The 21498-nt window shown below is 67.5% G+C and carries 21 protein-coding genes; 8 read left to right on the top strand and 13 right to left on the bottom strand.

The features are described from left to right. Positions 1-318: 318 nt before the first annotated feature. From G6N38_RS24035 to G6N38_RS24020, 4 genes are read left to right on the top strand one after another with little or no spacing between them, the layout of a single operon-like run. A complete protein-coding gene (locus G6N38_RS24035; protein WP_163750473.1) occupies positions 319-1539 on the top strand; it encodes an extracellular solute-binding protein in 1221 nt (406 codons plus the stop codon). Continuing rightward, positions 1536-2456 (top strand): carbohydrate ABC transporter permease, encoded by a 921-nt coding sequence (locus G6N38_RS24030; protein ID WP_163750472.1) that lies wholly within the window; start codon positions 1536-1538, stop codon positions 2454-2456. The genes G6N38_RS24035 and G6N38_RS24030 overlap by 4 nt, the downstream gene beginning before the upstream one ends. Then, positions 2449-3261 carry a carbohydrate ABC transporter permease gene (locus G6N38_RS24025; protein WP_163750471.1) on the top strand — a complete coding sequence of 271 codons (813 nt, stop codon included), beginning with the start codon at positions 2449-2451 and terminating at the stop codon, positions 3259-3261. Before G6N38_RS24030 ends, G6N38_RS24025 begins: the two co-directional genes overlap by 8 nt. Further along, on the top strand, positions 3258-4277 hold the full coding sequence (locus tag G6N38_RS24020; protein WP_163750470.1) for a phosphotriesterase family protein: 1020 nt from the start codon (positions 3258-3260) through the stop codon (positions 4275-4277). Before G6N38_RS24025 ends, G6N38_RS24020 begins: the two co-directional genes overlap by 4 nt. A 5-nt stretch (positions 4278-4282) precedes the next feature. Here G6N38_RS24020 and ribD read toward each other — a convergent pair whose 3' ends face one another. Genes ribD through G6N38_RS23980 form a run of 8 tightly spaced genes read right to left on the bottom strand, consistent with a single transcriptional unit; the run spans position 4283 to position 13548 of the window. After that, complete coding sequence (gene ribD / locus G6N38_RS24015) at positions 4283-5302, bottom strand: bifunctional diaminohydroxyphosphoribosylaminopyrimidine deaminase/5-amino-6-(5-phosphoribosylamino)uracil reductase RibD (protein ID WP_163750469.1); 1020 nt, start codon at positions 5300-5302, stop codon at positions 4283-4285. After that, entirely contained in the window at positions 5299-5985 is a 687-nt protein-coding gene (rpe, locus tag G6N38_RS24010) for a ribulose-phosphate 3-epimerase (RefSeq protein WP_163750468.1), read from the bottom strand. Before rpe ends, ribD begins: the two co-directional genes overlap by 4 nt. A 10-nt stretch (positions 5986-5995) precedes the next feature. Continuing rightward, positions 5996-7468, bottom strand: a complete 1473-nt coding sequence (locus G6N38_RS24005; protein WP_163750467.1) for an RsmB/NOP family class I SAM-dependent RNA methyltransferase — start codon at positions 7466-7468, stop codon at positions 5996-5998. Beyond that, positions 7465-8394, bottom strand: coding sequence for a methionyl-tRNA formyltransferase (gene fmt / locus G6N38_RS24000; RefSeq protein WP_163750466.1), 930 nt, complete (start codon positions 8392-8394; stop codon positions 7465-7467). The genes G6N38_RS24005 and fmt overlap by 4 nt, the downstream gene beginning before the upstream one ends. 4 nt (positions 8395-8398) lie before the next feature. After that, complete coding sequence (locus tag G6N38_RS23995) at positions 8399-8935, bottom strand: LemA family protein (protein ID WP_163750465.1); 537 nt, start codon at positions 8933-8935, stop codon at positions 8399-8401. Next, positions 8929-10734, bottom strand: coding sequence for a DUF2207 domain-containing protein (locus tag G6N38_RS23990; RefSeq protein WP_163750464.1), 1806 nt, complete (start codon positions 10732-10734; stop codon positions 8929-8931). The genes G6N38_RS23995 and G6N38_RS23990 overlap by 7 nt, the downstream gene beginning before the upstream one ends. Positions 10735-10783: 49 nt before the next feature. Then, positions 10784-12781: a primosomal protein N' gene (locus tag G6N38_RS23985; RefSeq protein ID WP_163750463.1), complete on the bottom strand. Its 1998-nt coding sequence runs from the start codon at positions 12779-12781 to the stop codon at positions 10784-10786. 32 nt (positions 12782-12813) lie between these two features. After that, positions 12814-13548 (bottom strand): lysoplasmalogenase, encoded by a 735-nt coding sequence (locus tag G6N38_RS23980; protein WP_170314180.1) that lies wholly within the window; start codon positions 13546-13548, stop codon positions 12814-12816. On the opposite strand from G6N38_RS23980, the gene G6N38_RS23975 reads away from it, so the two are divergent. The 3 genes from G6N38_RS23975 (at position 13514) to G6N38_RS23965 (ending at position 16541) form a co-directional block, all read left to right on the top strand. After that, a complete protein-coding gene (locus G6N38_RS23975; RefSeq protein ID WP_163750462.1) occupies positions 13514-14488 on the top strand; it encodes an alpha/beta hydrolase in 975 nt (324 codons plus the stop codon). The genes G6N38_RS23980 and G6N38_RS23975 overlap by 35 nt on opposite strands. A gap of 95 nt (positions 14489-14583) precedes the next feature. After that, positions 14584-14979, top strand: a complete 396-nt coding sequence (locus G6N38_RS23970; protein ID WP_163750461.1) for a hemophore-related protein — start codon at positions 14584-14586, stop codon at positions 14977-14979. A 56-nt stretch (positions 14980-15035) separates the two neighbouring features. Next, a complete protein-coding gene (locus tag G6N38_RS23965; RefSeq protein WP_163750460.1) occupies positions 15036-16541 on the top strand; it encodes a flavin-containing monooxygenase in 1506 nt (501 codons plus the stop codon). Here the strand turns inward: G6N38_RS23965 and metK are convergent. The 5 genes from metK to mihF all read right to left on the bottom strand — a co-directional run bounded on the left by metK (position 16538) and on the right by mihF (position 20511). Then, the gene (gene metK, locus G6N38_RS23960; RefSeq protein WP_163750459.1) at positions 16538-17746 is read right to left on the bottom strand and encodes a methionine adenosyltransferase; all 1209 of its coding nucleotides are present in this window, start codon (positions 17744-17746) and stop codon (positions 16538-16540) included. The two genes, G6N38_RS23965 and metK, sit on opposite strands and share 4 nt — an antisense overlap. A gap of 141 nt (positions 17747-17887) precedes the next feature. Continuing rightward, complete coding sequence (coaBC, locus tag G6N38_RS23955; RefSeq protein ID WP_179968443.1) at positions 17888-19132, bottom strand: bifunctional phosphopantothenoylcysteine decarboxylase/phosphopantothenate--cysteine ligase CoaBC; 1245 nt, start codon at positions 19130-19132, stop codon at positions 17888-17890. Positions 19133-19154: 22 nt separating this feature from the next. Beyond that, a complete protein-coding gene (gene rpoZ, locus G6N38_RS23950; RefSeq protein ID WP_108056092.1) occupies positions 19155-19457 on the bottom strand; it encodes a DNA-directed RNA polymerase subunit omega in 303 nt (100 codons plus the stop codon). Between the two features lie 104 nt (positions 19458-19561). Beyond that, on the bottom strand, positions 19562-20122 hold the full coding sequence (gene gmk / locus G6N38_RS23945) for a guanylate kinase (RefSeq protein WP_407663015.1): 561 nt from the start codon (positions 20120-20122) through the stop codon (positions 19562-19564). Positions 20123-20187: 65 nt separating this feature from the next. After that, positions 20188-20511 (bottom strand): integration host factor, actinobacterial type, encoded by a 324-nt coding sequence (gene mihF, locus G6N38_RS23940; protein ID WP_067811067.1) that lies wholly within the window; start codon positions 20509-20511, stop codon positions 20188-20190. 469 nt (positions 20512-20980) lie between these two features. Here mihF and G6N38_RS23935 point away from each other — a divergent pair, with 469 nt between their 5' ends. Further along, positions 20981-21433, top strand: a complete 453-nt coding sequence (locus G6N38_RS23935) for a hypothetical protein (RefSeq protein ID WP_163750456.1) — start codon at positions 20981-20983, stop codon at positions 21431-21433. The last annotated feature ends 65 nt before the right edge of the window (positions 21434-21498 follow it).

Raw genomic sequence — 21498 nt, 5'->3', positions numbered from 1 at the left:
CGAGTTGACGCTGCCGAACGGCCAGAGTTACCTCTGTGTTAAAAACGCGAAAACAGCCATACAAGAACTAAGTGTGCTTAGTATACTAAGAATCGTATTCAAGGAGCTGTGCTCGGCGTAATCAACGCCTCCCACCTGCCCAAAGCCCACGGAGGCGCGATGACCAAGACAAGAATTGTCCTAGCGGCCTTATGTGCGTGTGTCATGCTGGCGGTGTCCGCATGCGCCGGCATGGGCAACACTCCAAAGGAATCATCCAGCGTATCGGCTGAAGGCGCATTCGACTGGAAACGGTTCTCCGGCACGACAATTCACGTCATGCTTGACCAACATCCGTGGACCGAGGCCGTCAAGACGAAGCTGGCGGACTTCGAGAGCGCGACGGGCATCAAGGTCGACGCCCAGTCCTATGCCGAGGACCTCTACTTCGACAAGCTCGATCAGGCCGTCCGCACACCCGACGCTCCGGACGTGGTCATGACCGGACTCGACACCAATCTTGCGACGCTGCAAGCAGCCGGTCTGGTGGAGCCCCTCACCCCGATGATCAACAACGCGTCGCTGACGGCCTCCGGCTACGACCTGGCAGACTTCCCGAAGGGCATCGTCGAGCCCGCGACCCTACCCTCCGGCGACTCCAACGCGGCCCTATACGGAGTACCGATCTCGACTGAGACCTACATCCTTTTCTACAACAAGGATCTCGTCGGGAAGTACCTCGGCGGCAAGGTTCCCGCGACGATGGCTGACCTGATCGCGGGGGCCAAACTCATTACCGAGCAAGGAAACGGTGAGGTATTCGGTTCGGTCGTCCGCGGTGTTCGGGCCACCTCCATCGTCGACACCCCGACCGCGATGGTGTTCAACGAGTGGCCTGCGACCAACCCTCCCATCACACTGCCGTACAACGTCTATTTCAACGGCGCCTGGAACAAGCCGCGGATGACCGATCCGGCGATCCGGCAAGGGCTTGACGACTATGCCCAGTTGATCGCCGCGGGGCCACCCAACAAATTCGCCCTGGACTGGTCGGATGCGAGCGCTCTGTTCAGCCAGGGCAAAGCCGCCTTCTACCTTGACGCCAGTGTCTTTGGACCGAACTTCGAGAAGCCCGACCAGTCGGCCATCGTCGGCAAAGTGGGCTACGCCCCCCTACCGCCGGCCGCCAAGGGCGGAACCAGCGGACTGTGGAGTTGGGCGTTGTCGATCCCCTCTGCGAGTCACAACAAGGGTGCGGCATGGCTCTTCACCCAGTGGTTCACCGACAAGCAGCGCACTGCTGAGATCGGCGCGGCCACCGGTGGGGCGCCGCGGCAATCCTCAACCGACATGCCGGTCTACACATCGGCTTTCGTGCCGGAATACGTCAGCGCGGTGAAACAGTCACTCGCTACAGCACGGCCCACGGCAGTCATCAAGGAAGACGCCGACCCTGCCCTACTCGTCATCGTCGACGCGGTTCTGGCGATGGCTCAAGGCAAGGATCCCTCGGCCGTCATGACCGACGCTCAGACCAAGATGGCCTCCCTCTATCCGTGAGGGATACGTTGACCGGTACCGATGAGGCAGCCGCCGTCGGCGCGCGTGCCCGCGACCGAACCGACGGAGCGTCAATCACCTTCCTTGGCCCGCTGCTCGCCGTGCTCGCGCTGGCAACGCTGTTCCCCCTTTGTTACGCCATCTACCTGAGCCTCTTCAACTGGAACTGGGGCAGCAGGTTCAGCTTCGTCGGGCTTGCCAACTACTTCACGGTCCTGACCAGTTCGGAGTATTGGGCATCACTTGCCCGAACCGGGGTCTTCACAGTCCTGGCAGTCGGGTCCGAATTGGTACTCGGGCTGGTCCTGGCTCTCGCTGTCGAACGGGCCGGGCGCAACATCCCCTGGCTGCGCACGATCTTCATCGCCCCACTCATGGTGTCAGGCATCGTGGTCTCGATGATCTGGAAGGCCATGCTGGATCCGACGCTGGGCGTCGTCCCCTGGCTGGCAGCACGAATCGGTATCGACGGCGTCAATCTTCTCGGCGACTCCAATCTGGCATTGCCGGCATTGGCGATGATCGATGCCTGGTGGCAAACCGGATTCGTGTTCGTGATCCTGCAGGCGGGCTTGCAGGCTCTTCCTGCGGAACCGTTCGAAGCAGCCGCACTCGACGGCGCGAACTATCTGCAGCGGTTCCGATACCTCACCCTGCCGATGATCACCCCGCTGCTCCTCGTTGTTGCCGGCATCAGGTCGATCGACTGTCTCAAGGTCTTCGCCCTGGCCTTTGGCACGACAAACGGGGGCCCGGGCCAGGCGACCGAATTCACCCAGATGTTGGCGTATCGCACCGCATTCCGGGCGCACGAGATGAGCATGGGCATGACAATGATGGTGGTGTTCGCACTGTTGATCGGCGCCGCCGTAGTCATCGTGCTGGGTGTCCGTGGACTCAGGGGCTCCCGTGCTTAGCCGCGTCGCATCGCTGGGCAAGTGGACATTCCTGGGAATGGCGGTCCTACTGACCCTCTTCCCCTTGTACTGGACATTTTGCATCGCTACCCAGGATCCGGTGGCGACCTTCGGCGAGCCGCGATTCATCTTCACCCCCCGGTTTTCCGCGTTCGAAACCGTATGGAATGACCAAGGATTCATCCAAGCACTGGGTATGAGCGCCCTGACCGTCGGAATTACCCTGGTGATCACCATGGTCGTGGTGATTCCGGCGGCCTTCATCCTCACCCGCCGTGAGGTGCGTGCACGCACCGGGTTACTCGCATGGCTGTTCGTCGCGTACCTGTTTCCCGACTTCCTGGTGGCCATTCCGCTGTATTCAGTGCTGCAGAGCATCGGGCTCTACGACACCGCGCTCGGACTCGCCCTGGCCTACCAGACCGCGGCTGTGCCACTGGCGATGTGGCTGATGCTGGCCTTTTTCCGCGCACTGCCGCCCGAGCTTTCCGAAGCGGCGACGCTCGATGGCTGCAGCACCTGGCGTACTTTGCGCTATGTGTCGCTACCGCTGGTGATTCCCGGAATTGCCACCACGGCAATCATTCTCGCGGTGAACATGTGGAACGAGGTCACCATCGCCCTTGCCCTGACATCGGCGAATCCGACCATTCCCATTCTCGCCTCCCGATACAAGGGATATGCGTCAGTGCACTGGGATCAGCTTGCCGCCGCCGCCCTGTTGACCAGCGCCCCCGTCCTGCTGTTCGCAGTATTCGTCCAGCGGTACATCGTTCGCGGTCTGACGGCTGGCATCGAACGATGACGGGTTACATCCACACAGTCGGTGGCCCAGTGCCGGCGGCGTCACTCGGTGTGACAAGCATGCACGAGCACCTGTTCTCCGATGCGCGTGTCTGGTATTCGGCGCCGCCCGATCGTTGCGATCCGGTCGCGGTCACGATGGACAACCTCGGATGGCTGCGTTGGCACATCCATGGCTCCGAGGACAACCTGGTCCTCGATGACCCCGCTGTCACCGAGACCGAACTCTACGACTTCGCCCAAGCAGGTGGACAGACGCTGGTCGACCTCACCCCGGTCAATCTCGGCCGGCGTGTGTCGGACCTGCCGGCGCTCGCCCGCCGGACGGGCGTCAACATCGTCGTGTCCACCGGCATCTACGTCCACGATGCGCATCCGCAGTGGGTCGAGTCGGCCGATGTCGACGCGGTGGCCGACTTCTTCCTCACCGAGCTGCGCGACGGCATCGAAGGAACGGGTATCCGTCCGGCGATCATCGGCGAAATCGGGACTAGCGCAACCATCACCGATCGCGAATGGCGAGTGGTACGGGCCGCAGGTGCCGCGGGCGCGGCAACCGGAACGGCGGTGAATATCCATCTGGACCCATTCGGCACCCACGCCTTGTCCATCCTGGATGTTCTGCTCAGTGAGGGCATGACTGCCAGTCGGGTCGTCTTCAGCCACATGGACGAACACCTCGATCTGCCCTATCACCGCGACGTCGCGGCGTCGGGCGCGATACTCGAGTACGACACCTTCGGCGCGGAATTCTATTGGGGCGATTTCCACCGGGATGCGACCGATCAACAGCGGCTGGCGGATCTCACCACGCTCATCGGCGAGGGGTTCGGTGAGCAACTCGTGCTCGGCTGCGATGTCTGGATGAAGATCAACCAACGACACTACGGCGGACTTGGTTACGGCCATCTCCCCCGGACCATCATGCCGCTCCTGCGCGACCACTACGGCGTGGACCCGGAGACCATCACCACAATGTTCGTCAAAACGCCGGCGTCGCTGCTGACCCGGCCATAAACCCGCTAGCCCGGCACCAGACTCAGCAGCAGATCGGGCCCGATCCGGTCGACACCGTCGTACCGCCAGCGCAGCGCCCGCGCGATGCTCGACACGCCGACGTCATCGACGGCGGTGACCGGACCGCCCAGCAGAATCGGGCCGACATAGGCCAGGATTCGGTCGATCGCCCCAGCCCGCAAAAAGGCGCCGGCGAGCGTCGGGCCACCCTCGACGAGCACATCGGTACGATCCGACAGCGCCTGGATCACCTCGTTCGGATCGTGGGTGCGAATCACCATTGTGCGCGAATCATCGTTGAGCACCTTAGCTTCCGGGGAGATCTCCCGCATGCCGACGACCACCCGAAGCGGCTGGCGCTGCGCCAGTCCCCCGCCGGGCAGCCGGGCGGTCAGCGTCGGGTCATCGATGAAGACTGTGCCCGTGCCGACCACGATCGCGTCGCACGCCGCGCGGCGCACATGCAGATCGGCGCGCGCCGCGTCGCTGGTGATCCATTGGGAAGAGCCGTCGGCGGCGGCGCTGCGCCCGTCGACGCTCGTGGCGTACTTCCAGGTGACGTGCGGCCGGCCGGTCCGTTGTTTGTGCAGCCATTCACGCAGCGGGCCACCCGACACCTCGTCGGCGCACACCCCGGCGGTCACTGCGATCCCCCCGCCGCGCAGGCGGTCGGCGCCGCCCGCGGCGACCGGATTGGGATCGGCGACGGCGTAGACCACCGAAGCCACGCCGGCCTGGATCAGGGCGTCGACGCACGGCGGAGTGCGGCCATGGTGATTGCACGGCTCGAGGGTGACGACGGCGGTGCCACCGGCAGCACGCTCCCCCGCCGCCCGCAGCGCCACCACTTCGGCGTGCGGACCGCCCGCCGGTTGAGTGCCGCCGACACCAACGACTTCGCCCGCAGCATCCAGAATGACCGCTCCCACAGGAGGATTCGGATACGTTGAACCCTTGACCCGTTGAGCTTGGGCGATGGCCAGCCCCATCGCGGCCTCCACCGCCGCCGGCGTGGCTACCGTCATATCCGCAGATGCTGCGAGGTGCTCGCCGCCTGGCGACGCAGCGCCTCCACCGCGGCAGCGGGGTCCTGCGCGCCATACACGGCCGAACCCGCGACGAAGCAGTCCACGCCGGCCTCGGCGGCCAGCTCGATGGTGTCGGCATTGATGCCGCCGTCGATCTCCACCAGGATCGTCAGCTCGCCGGAATCGACCAGCCGCCGCGCCGTCGCGACTTTGGAGAGCACCTCGGCGATGAAGCTCTGCCCGCCGAAGCCCGGCTCGACCGACATCACCAGCAACGTGTCGAAATCGCGCAGGATCTCCAGGTACGGCTCCAGCGGGGTGCCCGGCTTCACCGCAAGACCCGCCTTGGCGCCGGCGGCGCGGATATCGCGGGCGACGCCGACCGGGTTGTCGGTGGCCTCGGCGTGGAAGGTGACGTTGTAGGCCCCGGCCTCGGCGTATCCGGGGGCCCAGCGGTCCGGGTTGTCGATCATCAGGTGGCAGTCCATCGGGATGTCGGTGGCCGCCAGCAGGCTCTCCACCACCGGCAGGCCGAGCGTGAGGTTCGGCACGAAGTGGCCGTCCATCACATCGACGTGCAGCCAGTCGGCGCCCTCGACAGCGGCCGCTTCGTCGGCGAGGTGAGCGAAGTCGGCGGACAGGATCGACGGCGCGATCAGTGGACGGGGCGGTGTCACCATGGCTGCAACCTTAAACAGTCTTTTGCAGCGCAGCCGCGAACATCGCGTCGGTGCCGTGCCGATGTGGCCAAAGCTGCACGTACGGACCGTCACCCAGCCCTTCAGTCGGGGCGAACAGCGGCCGGGCGTCCAGAGCGGTCACCGGCTGGCGGCGCAGCGCATCGGAGACCACCCCCACCGTCTCGGCCAGGTGCGGCGAGCAGGTGGCGTAGAGGATCACCCCACCGGGGCGGGTCAAGGCGATCGCGGCGGCCAGCAGCTCACGCTGCAGCTTGGCGAGCACCGGAACGTCGCCCGGGGTTCGCCGCCAGCGGGCCTCCGGCCGGCGCCGCAACGCACCCAGCCCGGTACACGGCGCGTCGACCAGCACCCGGTCGAAGCTGCCCGGCGCCAGCCCCGATTCGCGCCCGTCGACCCGCAGCACCTCGACCGGCAGGCCGCGGGTGTTCTGCTCGACCAGCTCCGCGCGGCGCGGTGTGGGTTCGATCGCGGTCACGCTGCCACCGTGCTGCGCGGCGATAGCGGCGATCAGCGCGGTCTTGCCGCCCGGCCCCGAGCACAGGTCCAGCCAGCGCCCGCCGTCGTCGCCGATCAGCGGGGCCAGCGTCAGCGCCTGGGCCACCAGCTGGCTGCCCTCGTCCTGCACCAGTGCCTTGCCGTCACGCACCGCCGCGAGCCGGCCCGGGTCACCGCCACTGAGGTACACCGCGTACGGCGAATACCGTCCGACGGTGCCGTCGACCTCGGTGGCCAGCTCCTGCGCGCTCAGCACACCCGGCCGAGCAGCCAGATGGACGCCCGGGCGGGCATCGTCGGCGGCCAGGGTGGCGTCGAGCTCGCCTGCGGCGGCGCCGAGCGCATCGCCGAACGCCTGGGCGATCCAGCGCGGATGGGCGTGGACGAACGCCATATGCCCTATCGGGTCGGTGTCCGCCGATGGCGCCAGCTCTGCCACCCAGGACGCTTCGTCGCGACCGGAGATGGTGCGCAGTACACCGTTGACGAAACCCGCTCTGACACTGTCAAATTCGATACCAGCCTGCTCGACGGTGGTGGACACCGCGGCGTGCATGGCGACGTTGGTGCGCAGCAGCTGATAGCTGCCGAGGCGCAGCAGGTCCAGTAGAACCGGGTCGATCTGGTCGATGGGACGGCCGGCCGCGGCCGCGATGACGGCGTCGAGCAGCCCCAGGGTGCGGCAGCTGCCGTAGGCCAATTCGGTGGCGAACGCCGCGTCGCGGCCGTGGATCCCACGCTCGGCCAGCATCGCCGGCAGCACCAGGTTTGCGTAGGCGTCGCGTTCCGAGACCGCACGCAGCACGTCGAAGGCGGCCTGCCGAGCCGGATCCAGCGGGGTGCGTGGCGCGCGGCGCGGTGGACGCTGCTGAGCACGCTCACGACCTGGCGGTGCGCCGGTTCGCTCACGTTTCTGGAAGCCTTTGCCGCCCTGCGGCTTTCGCTTATTACCCGGACGCTCACTCATGATGCCCGCACCGTTTCGTCGAGCCGGGCACCGCGAGCCCAGTCTGCGGCGTTCATCAGCTTCTTGCCCGGCGGCTGCACCTGGCCGAGTATCACCGGCTGCGACCCGGTGCCGACCCTGACACCGGACCGATCCACCACGATCTCCCCCGGCGCCAAGGGCAAGGCCGCCTCGTCGACACTGACCGGGCCGACCTTGACCCGCAGGTCACCGAGCATCGTCCAGGCACCGGGATTGGGGGTCACCGCGCGGATCCGGCGGTCGACCACGTGGGCGGGCAGGTCCCAGGAGATGCGCGCCTGCTCGACGGTGATCTTGGGCGCCACGCTGACCCCGTCGGCGGGTTGGGGTGCCGGAGTCAAGGTGGCGTCGGCGATACCGTCCAGCGTCGCCTCCAGAAGGGCCGCGCCCGAGACGGCCAGCCGGTCCAGCAGATCGCCCGCGGTGTCGGCGGGGCGCACCGTCTCGGTGACCACGCCGTAAACCGGTCCGGAATCCAGGCTCGGCTCGATCAGGAAAGTCGTTGCGCCCGTGACGGTATCGCCCGCGGCGATGGCGGCCTGTACTGGCGCGGCACCCCGCCACGCCGGCAGCAGCGAGAAATGCAGATTGATCCAGCCGTGCGCCGGAACCGCCAGCAACTGCTCGGAGAGCAGCGCGCCGTAGGCCACCACCGCGCAGCATTCCGGCGCCAGCTCAGCCAACTCGGCGACGAACTCACCGCTATTGGGCCGTGACGGGCGCAACACCGGAATGCCTGCTGCCGCGGCGAGCTGCGCCACCGGTGACGGCGCGGGTTTGCCGCGACGCCCAGCCGCGGCATCCGGGCGGGTGAGCACCGCGATCACATCGTGGCGCGGTGAGTCGATCAGCCGCTGTAACGACGGCAGGGCCGGCTCGGGGGTACCGGCGAAAATGATTCGCATACCGCTACTTTGACACCTGGTAGAACTCACGCTGCGACACCCCGGCCATCGGCGCGACGAACATCGTCGGAATCGTGGTGATCAACCGGTTCACTCCTGCGACCGCGTCGTTGTAGTACTGGCGGGCGAACGCCAGCTTGTCCTCGGTGTCGGCCAGGTTCTGCTGCAGGTTCAGGAAGTTGTTGGAGGAGTTCAGCTGCGGGTAGGTCTGGCCAAGCGCCAGCACCTGACCGACCGCGGTGTCGAATTCCTTTTCCGCCGAAGTGCGTTGCGCGACTGATTTCCCCGTCGTCGCGGCGGCCAGCGCCGTCTGCGCGTCGGCAACGTGATCCAGGATCGCCTTCTCGTGGGCAGCGAAGGTCTGCACCGTGTGCACCAGTCCGGGGATCAGGGCGGCCCGCCGGGTGAGCTGCACGTCAATACCGCCGAGCGCCTCGTCGACGCGGACGTCTGCGGCCCGAACCTTGTTGTAGCCCAACACGAACCCGATCAACACCAAGACCGCGAGCACCAGCACCACGATCAGCACGAAGCTCACCATGAACCGCCTCCTCCTCCGCCACCACCACCGCCGCCTCCGCCACCACCGCCGCCCCCTCCTCCGTCACTGCTGGACGAGGAGGACTGCGAGGCGGTGTAGGCCCCGATCGACGACGACAACGCCGACTCGAAGCTGTCGAAACTAGCACCACCGATGGTGGCCGCATGCCAGCTGGTACCCGACGACGAGTGGTACCACTCCGGTCGCGGGTCGACCTCGCCGGTGGAGGTCTGGTACTTGCGGGCCCACAGGGCGGCCACCCCGCCGGCGACGGCAAACGGGATATAGGCGGTGTAGAGGTCCTTGCGGGCGGCGAAGTCGAAGCGTGACTCGGCCGAGTCGGTGGACAGCATCCGGTAGAAACCGCCGGCCTGCGACCACAGTTCGCGCCCCGCGGCGGTGCGCCGACTGCCGACCCCGGCGGTCCATGATCGGGCCGAGAAACCGAAGAACAGCGCGAACGGGACACCCCTTAGGGTGACCGGAGACCAGAAGAAGGTACACGCGGCCAGCGTCAGCGCGAGGACGTTGAAGAACCGCAGCCACAGCTCCTTGGAGCGTTTGACCATGAAGCCGTCGAACGCCCACTTCGTGACGGCCGCGCTCATATCCGTTTTGGCGCTGGAGAGCTTCTTGCCGGCGGCCACAGTGCCGTTCGCGTCGAATCGGGTGCCGGGCCCGACGATCTTGAGTGCCGCGCCGACATCCAGGCTGACCGGGTCGACGTCGGCCCACGCCGCGGCGGGCGCGCTCCCGGTGATGGTCCACTTCTTACCGCTGACCTGGAGCAGATTGATCAGCTTGTGCTCAGCCAGATAAAACAGCGTCGCGGTCAGCCCATTGGCCGGCACCTTCTCGGTGCGGATGTACTCGCACTGCACCGGGCCCAGACCCGGCGGCGGCGCGTACTGCAGCGGAAAACCCGGTGGGGGCTCGACCGTGGTCCGCCACCACAGGTAGGCACCGAGACCAGCCGCCAGGCTGGCGCCGACCAGCCACACGACCACGGGCAGCGACTGGCCCAGGACCGGGTCCCAGCGGTAGGTCCACGGCAGCTCGGCGCGCGGCGGCGTGGGCACGTCGACCCCGGCCCGTACCGTGACCGGTGTGCGAGGGGCCAGGTTGCTGGCCGACAGATGGACCTTGTCGCCACTGACAGTCAGGTCGTCGCAGGCCCGCCCGACGCCATAGCCGACCGAGCACTGGGCGCCGGTGATACCGCCGGGCAGGACCACGGAGATATCGGCGCGTTCGATGGTGTTGTTCCACGCCGGGGCGATGACGTTCCAGAAAAACGCCGACCGCGCCGACGGGTCTCCGGTCGACGACGCGAACTTCTTGTCGGCACCGGTGCCGCCCGGGTCGAGGACCCCGTCGATGGTGTAGCGGATCCGGAAGACGTGCCTGCCGTAGTCGAGGTAGCTGCCCGGGTCGCCGATCTTGGCCACCCGGAAGCGTTTTCCGCTCTCCCACTGCATCGTGTACGGCACCGGGCGGTCATCGAGGAGGACCTCGGTGATCTGGGGTGGCTGCCGGACATGCGGACTGTTGAGGTTGGCGACGTCCCAGTACCGGAAGATTCCGTGCCGCCCACCGGGGAAAGCGCCGGTGATGATCTCGGTGGCATCCAGCCTGCCGTTGGCATCGACGACGAGTTCGGCGTGGTAGTCGGTGATGACGACCGGGTCCGACGGCGGGGCACCCTGCGAGCTCCCCGTGAACATCAGCGGCCACAGCAGCCCAATGACCATGAGCAACAAGGCAATCGAGAACCAGATGACCCGGCCGGTCAACTTCATCTCGCCTCCCCCGTTTCGTCGGGTCCACGCCCCCGTGGTTCACCGGGTTTCACCCTATGTGCAACGGATCGATCTGTACCCGAACTGCCTCGTGGTCGTGCCGGGCGCTGGCGATGGCGATGGCATGCCGCAGCGAGGCGGCCAGGCCCAGTCCCTCGTCCTTGGGGACCCGCACCAGCATTCGGATGACCGGTTCGCCCGGCCGGGTCGCGGGCGGGCGCCGGACGCCGGGCGGCAGGTCGACGGGGCCGAGCAGGTCGGCGTCTTCGGGCAGCTCGGCATGTTCGAGCAGCGCGCCGACCGCATCCGAGCCGCCGTCGACGGCGGCCATGTGCACACATGGTGGCAGCGCGACCTCGGCGCGGGCGTCCAGTTCGGCCTCCGCGTGCCCGACGGGATCCCACTTGATCAGCGCTTGCACGGTCGGGATGGCCGACTCGGCCACCACCGCCACCACACCGCCGTCGCCGCGGGGCCGGACCTGCGCGGCGGCGGCCATCCAGCGCCGCAAGGTGTCCTCGGCGGCGCGCAGGTCCTGGCGGCCCAGCAGCGCCCAGCTGTCCAGCAGCAGTGCGGCGCCATATCCGCCCGGCACGTGCGGCTCAGCTCCCGGGGTGGCGACGACGAGGGCCGGGCCCGGCTCGATCTCGGTATGCACCGAGTCCCCAGCAGAGGTGATGACCGTCGTCCCCGGGAAGGCCCGGCCCATTTCCTCGGCGGTGCGGCGCGCCCCCACCACCACGGCACGGATTGCGTCGGAGCCGCAGCGCCGGCAGCGCAGCGAGCTGTCCATCCGGCCGCACCAGCGGCACACCGCGCCGGCGGCATCCCGCTCGGACAGCGACAACGGCCCCATACAGTGCCGGCAGCGGGCGATCGTCCGGCAGCGCGCGCAGGCCACCGACGGCACATAGCCGCGCCGCGGCACCTGGATCAGCACCGGGGCTTCCTGTTCGAGCGCGCCGCGGGCGGCGCGCAGCGCCAGCGACGGCAACCGGGCCGACCGGGCGGCGGGGTCGCGTTCCTCCGCGTAGCCGGCGTCGTCGAGGGCAACCACCCGGGGCGCGGACGCGCGCACCAGCGGTCGGGATGCCACCAGGTCGTGCGCCCAGCCGCTCTGCACCAGCGCCTGCGCTTCGGCCGTGCGGGAGTAGCCCCCGATCACCGCCGCGCAGCGCAGCTGATGGGCGCGCAGCATCGCCACCTCGCGGGCGTGCGGGTACGGTGCGCGCGGTTCGGCGAGGGTGTCATCGCCGTCGTCCCAGACGATGACCAGGCCAAGCCGCTCGACGGGGGCGAATACCGCGCTGCGGGTGCCGATGACCAGCCGGGCGTGCCCACGTAGCGCCGCCAGCCAGCGCCGGTACCGGGCCGAGGGGCCCAGCCCGGCGGACAGGGCGACCACCGCGGACGGGTCGATCCGCGCGGTCGCGGCCTGCCACAGCGCGTCGATATCGCGCTGGTCGGGCACCACAGCCAACACCCCGTAGCCGCCGCTCACGGCGGCCGCGGCGGCTTCGGCGATCCGGTCGCACCACTGCTCGCCCGGCAGCGCCTGCCACACCGCTCGGGCGGCCCGGCCGTCGCGCAGCGCAGTCAGGAATCCCTCACCGCGGGCATAGCGAGCCCAGCCGGTGGGGTCGACCGGGTCGATGACGGGGAGCAGCGGAGCGTCGGCCTGGGTCTTCTCCGCCCGGGCATGCCGGGGTGGGATAGCCAGCCGGAGTACGTCGGGTCGGGTGCCGGCGTAGCGGGCGGCGACCGCGTCGACGAGGCGGCGGACCTCCGGGGTGAGCACCGGCTCGGCTGAGATGACCCGGTCCAGCCAGCCCAGCTGACCGACATGGTCGGTCTCGGAACGCCGTTCGAGCACGAAGGCGTCGACCAGCCGTCCGTGGAACCGGACCCGGACCCGGACCCCGGGCTGGGCGTCGTCGGATTGTTCAGCCGACACCAGATAGTCGAACTCACGGTCCAGGTGCGGCACCGACAGCATCGGCAACACCCGGGCGATGGGTTCGTGCTCGGCGGCGCGCCGGATCGGCATCGTCGAAGACTATCGACGGGCCCGACAGACTTTTAGCCAGCCGCCACCCGGCCGAAGAAGAACCCGGCCGTGATCAACACCTGCGAAGTGGCGTACACCCACCAGATCGGCACTTCCAGTGCCGGTGAGTCCAGGACGAAGCGGCCGATGCCGATCATGCCGTCCGAGATCGCGAACGACACCGCTCCTAGGGCCGTCCACGGCGTCGGAAGGCGGGCCAGCAGCGCCGAGCACACCATCGCGGCCAGCACCGTCATGTAGACCATGACCGGGATGGTCAGCCCGTCGGCGACCAGCCGGGGCCAGAACCACACCAGCAAACCCACGCATGCGACGACCACGACCGCCGAAGCGGTCAGCCGGAGCCGGCTGGGACCCCGCAGTGGAAGCAGCGCGCCCAGGTAGCAGAGGTGGGCGACCAGGAACGAGCCCAGCCCGAGCACGAACGACGGCTGCCACCACGGCATCGCCAGAAAGAAGTCGCCGCCGGCCGAGAACAGCAGTGCCGCGACCAGCCAGCGTCGCTCCCGGACGAGTGGGTGCCACAGTGCAGCGACCGCGAGTAGTACCGCCATCAGAGCCTTGACGGCGGGCTGGCCCGGGAACCGGCCGGTGAGCTCGGCATTCTCGGGCAGCCGCAGCGCGGTGATCGCCAGAAAGATGCCGTAACCGATCGCCGCGACCGCACCGGCTAGCCACCAATGTGTCAGGCTCCGTAAGTACGGTGGGCTGATGCCGAGCTTGGACCGAGCGCCAGTGGATGCCATCCTGCAGAAGGTACTGGAAGCGGTGCCGTTCCAATTGACCGTGGACGGCGGAGTCGAGGAGGCGCGCCGCCGGCTCCGGGAGCTGCCGCGCCGCCCGGTCCATCCCGGCCTGCGGGTCGAGAATCGCCACATCGACGGCCCCGCCGGCCCGATCCCGGTCCGGGTCTACTGGCCCGACGAAATCACGACGCCGCCGGAGTCAATTCCCGGGTCGCGGCGCTCCTGCCCTCCGATCACCATGTACTTCCACGGCGGCGGTTTCGCGGTCGGCGACCTCGATACCCATGACGGGACGGCGCGCCTGCACGCCGCCGCCGCAGACACTGTGGTCGTCTCGGTCGACTACCGGCTCGCCCCCGAACATCCCTACCCGGCCGCTGTCGACGACGTCTGGGCCGCTACCCGGTGGGTCGCGGCCAATGCCGACCGGTTGGGCGCGGACGGTTCGCGGCTGGCGGTCGCCGGTGACTCGGCCGGCGGCACGCTGTCGGCGGTGGTGGCCCAGCTGGCCCGCGACAGCGGCGGCCCGGCGATCGCGTTCCAGCTGCTCTGGTACCCGTCGACGATGTGGGACAACTCGCTACCGTCGTTCAGCGAGAACGCCGACGCGCCGGTACTCGACAACGCCGCCGTCGACGCCTTCAGCCGCTGGTACGCCGGGGAAATCGACCTCGCTGACCCGCCGCCGGGCCTGGCCCCCGGCCGGGCGGGCAACCTGGCTGGCCTGCCGCCCGCCTACATTGCCGTCGCCGGCCACGATCCGCTACGCGACGACGGCACCCGCTATGCCGAGGTGTTGGCCGCGGCGGGTGTAACGGTAGACCTGCATCAGGCCGACACACTGGTGCATGGCTATCTCGGCTACGCCGGGATCGTTCCGGCCGCCACTGAGGCGACCGAACGTGGATTAGCCGCTCTGCGCGCAGCGTTGCACGCGTGAGCAGCTTGGAAGAGCAGTGCTAGGAGCAACCTTGTCGGGATCGTCCGGACAGGCCACAATGGCAACAGAATTCACAATGTGGAGGGATCTACCCCATGAAAATTGCTGAAGCCGCCGGAACCCGGCGAACACTCGGCATCTGTTTCGGCGCCATCACCGCCGGCCTGGCATCGGCGATCATCGCCGCCCCGGCCGCGGTTGCCGCGCCCGACTGCAGCCAAGGCAACATCGACGCGACTGTCGCGACCGCACAAGGCCAGATCCAGGGCTACCTGGCCACCCACCCGGCCGGTCAGAAAATGCTGATGACCGCGGCCATGCAGCCGCGCGCGCAGGCCTCCGCGACCCTGCAGGCCTACGCGCAGGCCAACCCGCAGGAATACCAGGAGTTCACCGGGATCATCGCCCCGCTGGGCACGCTGCAGAAGCAGTGCGGCGTTCAGGTCATCCCGCCGCAGTACCAGTGGGCGTTCGACCAGTTCGTCGGCTAGCCCGGCGTTGCGCGTAGGCGGTCGGTAGGCCGCCTACGCGCACGGGAGGATGGGCAATGAAGCCCGACTACGAGACGCTGATCGTCGGCGCTGGATTCTCCGGTATCGGTTCGGCGATCCTGCTCGACAAGGCGGGCTTGGGCGACTACCTGATCGTCGAAGCCGGCGAGGGCCCCGGCGGGACCTGGTACTGGAATACCTATCCCGGGATCGCCGTCGACATCCCGTCGTTCTCCTACCAGTTCTCCTTCGAGCAGAGCCCGCACTGGTCGCGCACTTATGCGCCGGGCCGAGAGCTGCGCGCCTACGCCGAACACTGCGTCGAGAAATACGGACTGCGCAGCCGAATCCGGTTCAACACCAAGGTGACTGGAGCGGTGTTCGACGGCGCGCAGGACGCATGGCTGGTTGAGCTGGATTCCGGTGGCGTTCTGAGCGCGCGGTACCTGATCAACGCCAGCGGCGTCCTGACCATTCCCAAGCCGCCTGATATCGACGGGGTGGACTCGTTCGCCGGGCTGACCATGCACACCGCGCGCTGGGACCACGGCCAGGATCTGGCCGGCAAACGGGTCATCGTCATCGGCACCGGCGCATCCGCGGTACAGGTGATCCCCGAGATCGCGCCGATTGTGGAGCGGCTCACCGTTTTTCAGCGCACCCCGATCTGGTGCTTCCCGAAGGCGGACCTACCGATCTCGCGGGCCGCGCGCTGGGCGATGCGCGTACCCGGCGGCATGACCCTGCAACGCTTGGTCAGCCAGGCCTACGTCGAGCTGACTTTCCCATTGGCCGCGCACTATTTCACCATCAACCCGATGGCCCGCCAGATGTCCGAAATCGGAAAGGCCTACCTGCGCAACCAAGTTCACGATCAGAAGATCCGCAGCAAGCTCACCCCCCGCTACGCCGTCGGATGCAAGCGACCAGGGTTCCACAACAGCTATCTGTCCACGTTCAACCGGGACAATGTCGAATTGGTCACCGACCCGATCGACAAGATCACCGGCTCGGGGGTGGCCACCGCCGACGGCGGCTGCTACGACGCTGACGTCCTGATCCTGGCCACCGGGTTCAAGGTGATGGACACCGACAGCGTGCCGACCTATCCGGTGACCGGTCTGGGCGGCCAGTCACTGGCGCGGTTCTGGGACGAGAACCGGCTGCAGGCCTATGAGGGCGTCAGCGTGCCGGGCTTTCCGAACATGTTCACGGTATTCGGGCCGTACGGCTATGTCGGGTCGTCCTACTTCGCGCTGATCGAGGCACAGAGCCACCACATCGTCCGCTGCCTGACACAGGCCCGGCGCACACAGGCCACCCGAATCGAGGTGACCCGGGAGGCCAACGACCGGTTCTTTGCGTCGATGATGGCCAAGCGGCACCGCCAGATCTTCTGGCAGGACAGCTGCAAGCAGGCCAACAGCTACTACTTCGACAAGAACGGCGATGTGCCGCTACGGCCGGCCAGCACCGTCGAGGCGTACTGGCACAGCCGGCGCTTCCCGCTCGACGACTACCGCTTCACCACCGCCAAAACGTCGATCTCGACGGGTGACTAGACCGAGTTCTTCAGGTCGTCGACCTTGTCCAGGCGCTCCCACGGCAGATCGATGTCGGTGCGGCCGAAGTGGCCGTACGCGGCGGTCGGCGCGTAGATGGGACGCAACAGGTCCAGGTCGCGGACGATCGCGCCGGGCCGCAGATCGAACACCGCGGTGATGGCTTTCTCGATGCGAGCCGGGTCGACGGTCTCGGAGCCGAAGGTCTCGACGAACAAGCCGACCGGGGCAGCCTTGCCGATGGCGTAGGCGACCTGTACCTCGACCCGCTCCGCCAGGCCGGCGGCGACGACGTTCTTGGCCACCCAGCGCATCGCGTACGCCGCCGAGCGGTCCACCTTCGACGGGTCCTTACCGGAGAACGCACCGCCGCCGTGGCGGGCCCAGCCGCCATACGTGTCGACGATGATCTTGCGGCCGGTCAGGCCGGCGTCACCCATCGGGCCACCGAGCACGAACTTGCCGGTGGGATTCACCAGCAGCCGGAAGTCCGAGGTGTCCATCGAGTCGTGGTTGAGGTCGGCCAGCACGGTGTTGACCACCTTCTCCCGGATGTCCGGGGTCAGGGTGCCTTCCAGGTCGATGCCCGCGGCGTGCTGCGTGGAGAGCACGACGGTGTCCAACCGCACCGGGGTGGTGCCGTCGTACTGCACGGTGACCTGGGTCTTGCCGTCCGGGCGCAGGTAGTCCAGCACGCCACTCTTACGCACCTCGGTCAACCGGCGGGCCAGCCGGTGCGCCAGCGCGATGGGCAGCGGCATGAGCTCCGGGGTGTCCTTGATGGCGTAGCCGAACATCAGGCCTTGGTCGCCTGCGCCCTGCAGGTCCAGCGGATCGGCGCCGCCCTCGACACGCGTCTCAAGGGCGGTGTCCACACCCTGAGCGATATCGGGCGACTGGCGGCCGATGCCGATGTTGACGCCCGCGGTCTCGCCGTCGAACCCCTTCTCCGAGGAGTCGTAGCCGATTTCCAGGATGCGCTTGCGGACGGTGTCGTTGATATCGGCGAAGGCTTCCTTGGCCAACGTCGTCACCTCGCCGATGACGTGCACCTGACCGGTGGTGACCGCGGTCTCGACCGCGACCCGCGACTTGGGATCATCGGCCAGCAGCGAGTCCAGGATCGAATCGCTGATGGCGTCGCAGATCTTGTCGGGATGACCCTCGGTCACCGACTCACTGGTAAACAGCCGACCTGCGCTCACAGTGTCATTCCCTTCTCCTGGGCTAGTTTCCCAAAAAAGTTAGTTCTGCGAATCATATATTCGCCCCTGACAGACCAAACCGGGACGGTACGTCTCGCGCAACCATTACGCGCACATTTCTTCGAATCGACGTCGTTCGAGCTAGGCCTCGCGCCGCAGGAGCGTGGCAATTGCGTCCACGATACGACTTGCCATCAGCGTCTTCGAGCCGTGCTCCAATGCAGATTCAGTGCCGTCGGCGCCCAGCAGCCAACCGTCGTTGCTGTCCACCTCGAAAGCGCGTCCCTCACCGACGGCGTTGACGACGAGCAGATCGCAACCCTTGCGCGCCAGCTTCGCTCGGGCGTGAAAGAGCACATCACCTTCTGCGTCACCGGTCTCGGCGGCGAACCCCACGATCGCCCGCATATTGGGCAGCTGCCCGTCGGCACGCTGGCGCACCGCCCCGGCCAGCACATCGTCGGTACGAACCAACTCGATGGCCGGTGCATCCACCACGTCGGGCTTCTTCTTGATCTTGTTGGTCTCCACGTGGGCCGGCCGGAAGTCGGCGACGGCAGCGGCCATAACGAGGACGTGGGCGTCCGGCGCGTGTTTGGTCACCGCCTCGTGCAGCTGGGCTGCCGAGGTGATGTTCAGGACCTCCACGCCGGCGGGCTCGGCCAGTCCGGCGGTGTTACCGGCGATCAGCGTGACGTCGGCGCCGCGCTGGGCGGCCACCCTGGCGACCGCGTAGCCCTGCTTGCCGGAGCTGCGGTTGCCGATGAAGCGGACCGGATCGATGGACTCGCGCGTGCCGCCGGCGCTCACCAGCACCTTGACGCCGCTCAGGTCGTACGGCATTGCGTCGGAGCGGGCCAGCAGCAGCTCAGCGAAGGTGGTGATCTCCTCGGGCTCGGGCAGCCGCCCCGGGCCGGTGTCGGCGCCGGTAAGCCGTCCTGAGGCGGGTTCGAGCACGACCGCGCCACGGCTGCGCAACGTCGCCACGTTCTGGACGGTGGCCGGGTGCAACCACATCTCGGTGTGCATGGCCGGGACGAACAGCAGCGGGCAGCGGGCCGTCAGCAAGGTCGCGGTCAGCAGGTCGTCAGCGCGGCCGGCGACGGCGCGGGCCAGCAGGTCCGCGGTGGCCGGTGCGACGACGACGAGGTCAGCTTCCTGCCCGAGCCGGACGTGCGGGACTTCGTCGACATCGGAGAAGACGCCGGTGCGGACCGGATGCCCCGACAACGCCTCAAACGTCGCGGCGCCGACGAACCGCAGTGCCGACTCGGTGGGCACGACGCGGACGTCGTGCCCGGCCTCGCTGAGCTGACGGACCACCGAGCACGCCTTGTAGGCGGCGATGCCTCCGGCCACGCCGACGATGATCCGCTTGCGGTTCATCAACTAGCCCGCGCTTGGTGGGCTACTCGCCTTCAGTGTGTTCGAGCAGATCGCCGTGGATCTCGCGGAGCGAGATCGACAGCGGCTTTTCCTGCAGACCAGGCTCGACCAGCGGGCCGACGTATTCGAGGATCCCGTCGCCGAGCTGGTTGTAGTAGTCGTTGATCTGGCGCGCGCGCTTGGCGGCGTAGATGACCAGGGCGTACTTGCTCGACACCCGGTCCAGCAACTCGTCGATAGGCGGGTTGGTGATGCCCAGCGGTGTGTCATAAGCGGTTGCGGCACCCGGGGCCGGATCGTAGTGATCCGAGCTGGCTTGCGTCACGTAGTACTTCTTCCTGGCGGATTGTGCGGGTTAAAACTGGCAGATGCGGGTCGAGATCGCGTTCTGAATCGGAGTTATCGACGTCCCACGCCGACTTCGGGGCCTCAATCTTGTTGATTTCCCGAGCCCACCAGCAAGGATACCAATTCGGCGCAGGCCGAATCCAATTGGCTGTTCACGACGACGACATCGAAGCGGTCCTGAGCAGCCAGCTCAGCGCGTGCGGTGTCCAGCCGGCGCGCCCTCACCTCCGGGGTTTCGGTGCCCCGGCCGGTCAGTCGCTCTTCGAGCGCCTCCCAGCTGGGCGGCGCCAGGAACACCGTCAGGACCGCGGGCATCGCCCGTTTGACGGCCTCGGCACCGGCCAGATCTACCTCGATCAGAACGGGGTGTCCGTCCGCGACGGCGTCGGCCACCGGTGCGGCCAGGGTGCCAGAACGCTGCAGTCCGTTGTGGATCTCTGCCCATTCGAGCAAGTCACCACGGTCGATCAACTGCTGAAATTGCTCGGGGGTGACGAAGTGGTAGTCGACTCCGTCCACTTCACCCGGGCGGCGGGCCCGGGTGGTTGCCGACACGCTGAAATGTAAATCGGGCACCCGCTCGCGCAGGCAACGGACGACTGTCGACTTCCCCACCCCGGATGGCCCGGACAGCACCACCACTCGGCCACGGCCGCGGTGGTCGGGCGTAGTGCCCGCGCTGTCCGGCCCTCCGCCGGCGTCCACTCTTAGTCGGAAGTGAAGTCGAACTTTTCCAGCAGTGCCTTGCGTTGCCGATCGCCGAGGCCACGCAGGCGGCGCGTCGGGGCGATCTCCAGCTCGGTCATGATTTCCTGCGCCTTGACCTTGCCCACCTTGGGCAGGGCTTCCAGCAGTGCGGAAACCTTCATCTTGCCGAGAACCTCGTCGGTCTCAGCGTCCTTGAGCACCTGCTTGAGGTTGGTGCCACCACGCTTGAGCCGATCCTTGAGCTCAGCTCGTGCGCGACGCGCGGCAGCAGCCTTCTCCAACGCGGCTGCACGCTGCTCGTCGGTCAACTGGGGAAGGGCCACGGGTTCCTCCGTCTCATCACCATCATTGTTTTGCCTGGGCCGGGTACTTCAGCCAGCGACAGCGACCGTACCCACGCTCTCTGACGAAATCTAACCCCACCCCCTGCTTAGCGGTGCAAACCCGCAGGATATGGCCCAAGATCAGGTTGTCCGAACAGCTGTCGAGACAACATTCCGGGACGTGCGCGAGGGCGTCCAAAACTCCGAGATCGCGCCAGAAAAAACCCATCTACCTGCAGTTTTTCCAGTTCACGCCAGGCGGCACGCACCGGGGTGCACGGCATCGGGAGCCAACCTGGGGCAAATTTCACCTCACAGGCAGGTCGCGGCGTGTCGGGCGTGTCGAATCCGCCCTCGCCGGTCACTTACCGCACGCACAGCTGCGCGACAGATTTTGCATAGCTGAGCTACCTAACGTGGGTCGTGTCGGGGTTGTCAGTGGCTGATTCGAACCTCGAAGGGGCGTGCCATGTCCATCACACATTCCACCCGCGTTGCCAGCCGAATCGCCGCAGTGGCGATCGGGATCACGGTCGTGGGGCTGACAGTCGGAGCGACCCCCGCCCTCGCCGACCCCGGTCCGGGCGGACCAGGCGGACCAGGCGGCCCATGCGGATTCCAGGGCTGTCAGGGACCCGGTGAGCGAGGCCCTGGCGGGCCGCCGCCGGACGGCCGCGGCCCCGGCCCAGCCGACTGGCGCGGCGGCCCTGGTGGCGGGCCTGGTGGGCCGCAATGGCGTGGCGGCGACGACCGAGGTTGGCGTCCGGGCCCGCCGCCACCCGATCTGGGCTGGCGCGGAATCGATCAGGGTCGCTGGGACCATCAACCGTTCAATTACGGCGGCAACTGGGTCGTCCCGGTCTTCGACCCGGGCTATCAGAACTGGGGCTTCTGGCTCTTCGGAGTGTGGATTCCGCTGTGATGCGGCGGGCAGGAGCGAAGCGACTCGGGGACGGGGGCAGCCCCGATGGCGCCGCGGCGGGGTTA

This window comes from Mycolicibacterium helvum (genome assembly GCF_010731895.1).
GTDB lineage: Bacteria > Actinomycetota > Actinomycetes > Mycobacteriales > Mycobacteriaceae > Mycobacterium > Mycobacterium helvum.
The sequence above is the reverse complement of the archived record's forward strand: the minus strand, read 5'-3'. Positions and strand labels throughout refer to the sequence as shown.

Excerpts from the sequence above, each read along its gene's own strand:
- G6N38_RS24035 (WP_163750473.1), top strand. The coding sequence starts at position 319 with ATGCTTGACCAACATCCGTGGACCGAGGCCGTCAAGACGAAGCTGGCG.
- G6N38_RS24020 (WP_163750470.1), top strand. The coding sequence starts at position 3,258 with ATGACGGGTTACATCCACACAGTCGGTGGCCCAGTGCCGGCGGCGTCA.
- ribD (WP_163750469.1), bottom strand. The coding sequence starts at position 5,302 with ATGACGGTAGCCACGCCGGCGGCGGTGGAGGCCGCGATGGGGCTGGCC.
- rpe (WP_163750468.1), bottom strand. The coding sequence starts at position 5,985 with ATGGTGACACCGCCCCGTCCACTGATCGCGCCGTCGATCCTGTCCGCC.
- G6N38_RS24005 (WP_163750467.1), bottom strand. The coding sequence starts at position 7,468 with ATGAGTGAGCGTCCGGGTAATAAGCGAAAGCCGCAGGGCGGCAAAGGC.
- fmt (WP_163750466.1), bottom strand. The coding sequence starts at position 8,394 with ATGCGAATCATTTTCGCCGGTACCCCCGAGCCGGCCCTGCCGTCGTTA.
- G6N38_RS23995 (WP_163750465.1), bottom strand. The coding sequence starts at position 8,935 with ATGGTGAGCTTCGTGCTGATCGTGGTGCTGGTGCTCGCGGTCTTGGTG.
- G6N38_RS23990 (WP_163750464.1), bottom strand. The coding sequence starts at position 10,734 with ATGAAGTTGACCGGCCGGGTCATCTGGTTCTCGATTGCCTTGTTGCTC.
- G6N38_RS23985 (WP_163750463.1), bottom strand. The coding sequence starts at position 12,781 with ATGCCGATCCGGCGCGCCGCCGAGCACGAACCCATCGCCCGGGTGTTG.
- G6N38_RS23975 (WP_163750462.1), top strand. The coding sequence starts at position 13,514 with ATGCCGAGCTTGGACCGAGCGCCAGTGGATGCCATCCTGCAGAAGGTA.
- G6N38_RS23980 (WP_170314180.1), bottom strand. The coding sequence starts at position 13,548 with ATGGCATCCACTGGCGCTCGGTCCAAGCTCGGCATCAGCCCACCGTAC.
- G6N38_RS23970 (WP_163750461.1), top strand. The coding sequence starts at position 14,584 with ATGAAAATTGCTGAAGCCGCCGGAACCCGGCGAACACTCGGCATCTGT.
- G6N38_RS23965 (WP_163750460.1), top strand. The coding sequence starts at position 15,036 with ATGAAGCCCGACTACGAGACGCTGATCGTCGGCGCTGGATTCTCCGGT.
- coaBC (WP_179968443.1), bottom strand. The coding sequence starts at position 19,132 with ATGAACCGCAAGCGGATCATCGTCGGCGTGGCCGGAGGCATCGCCGCC.
- G6N38_RS23935 (WP_163750456.1), top strand. The coding sequence starts at position 20,981 with ATGTCCATCACACATTCCACCCGCGTTGCCAGCCGAATCGCCGCAGTG.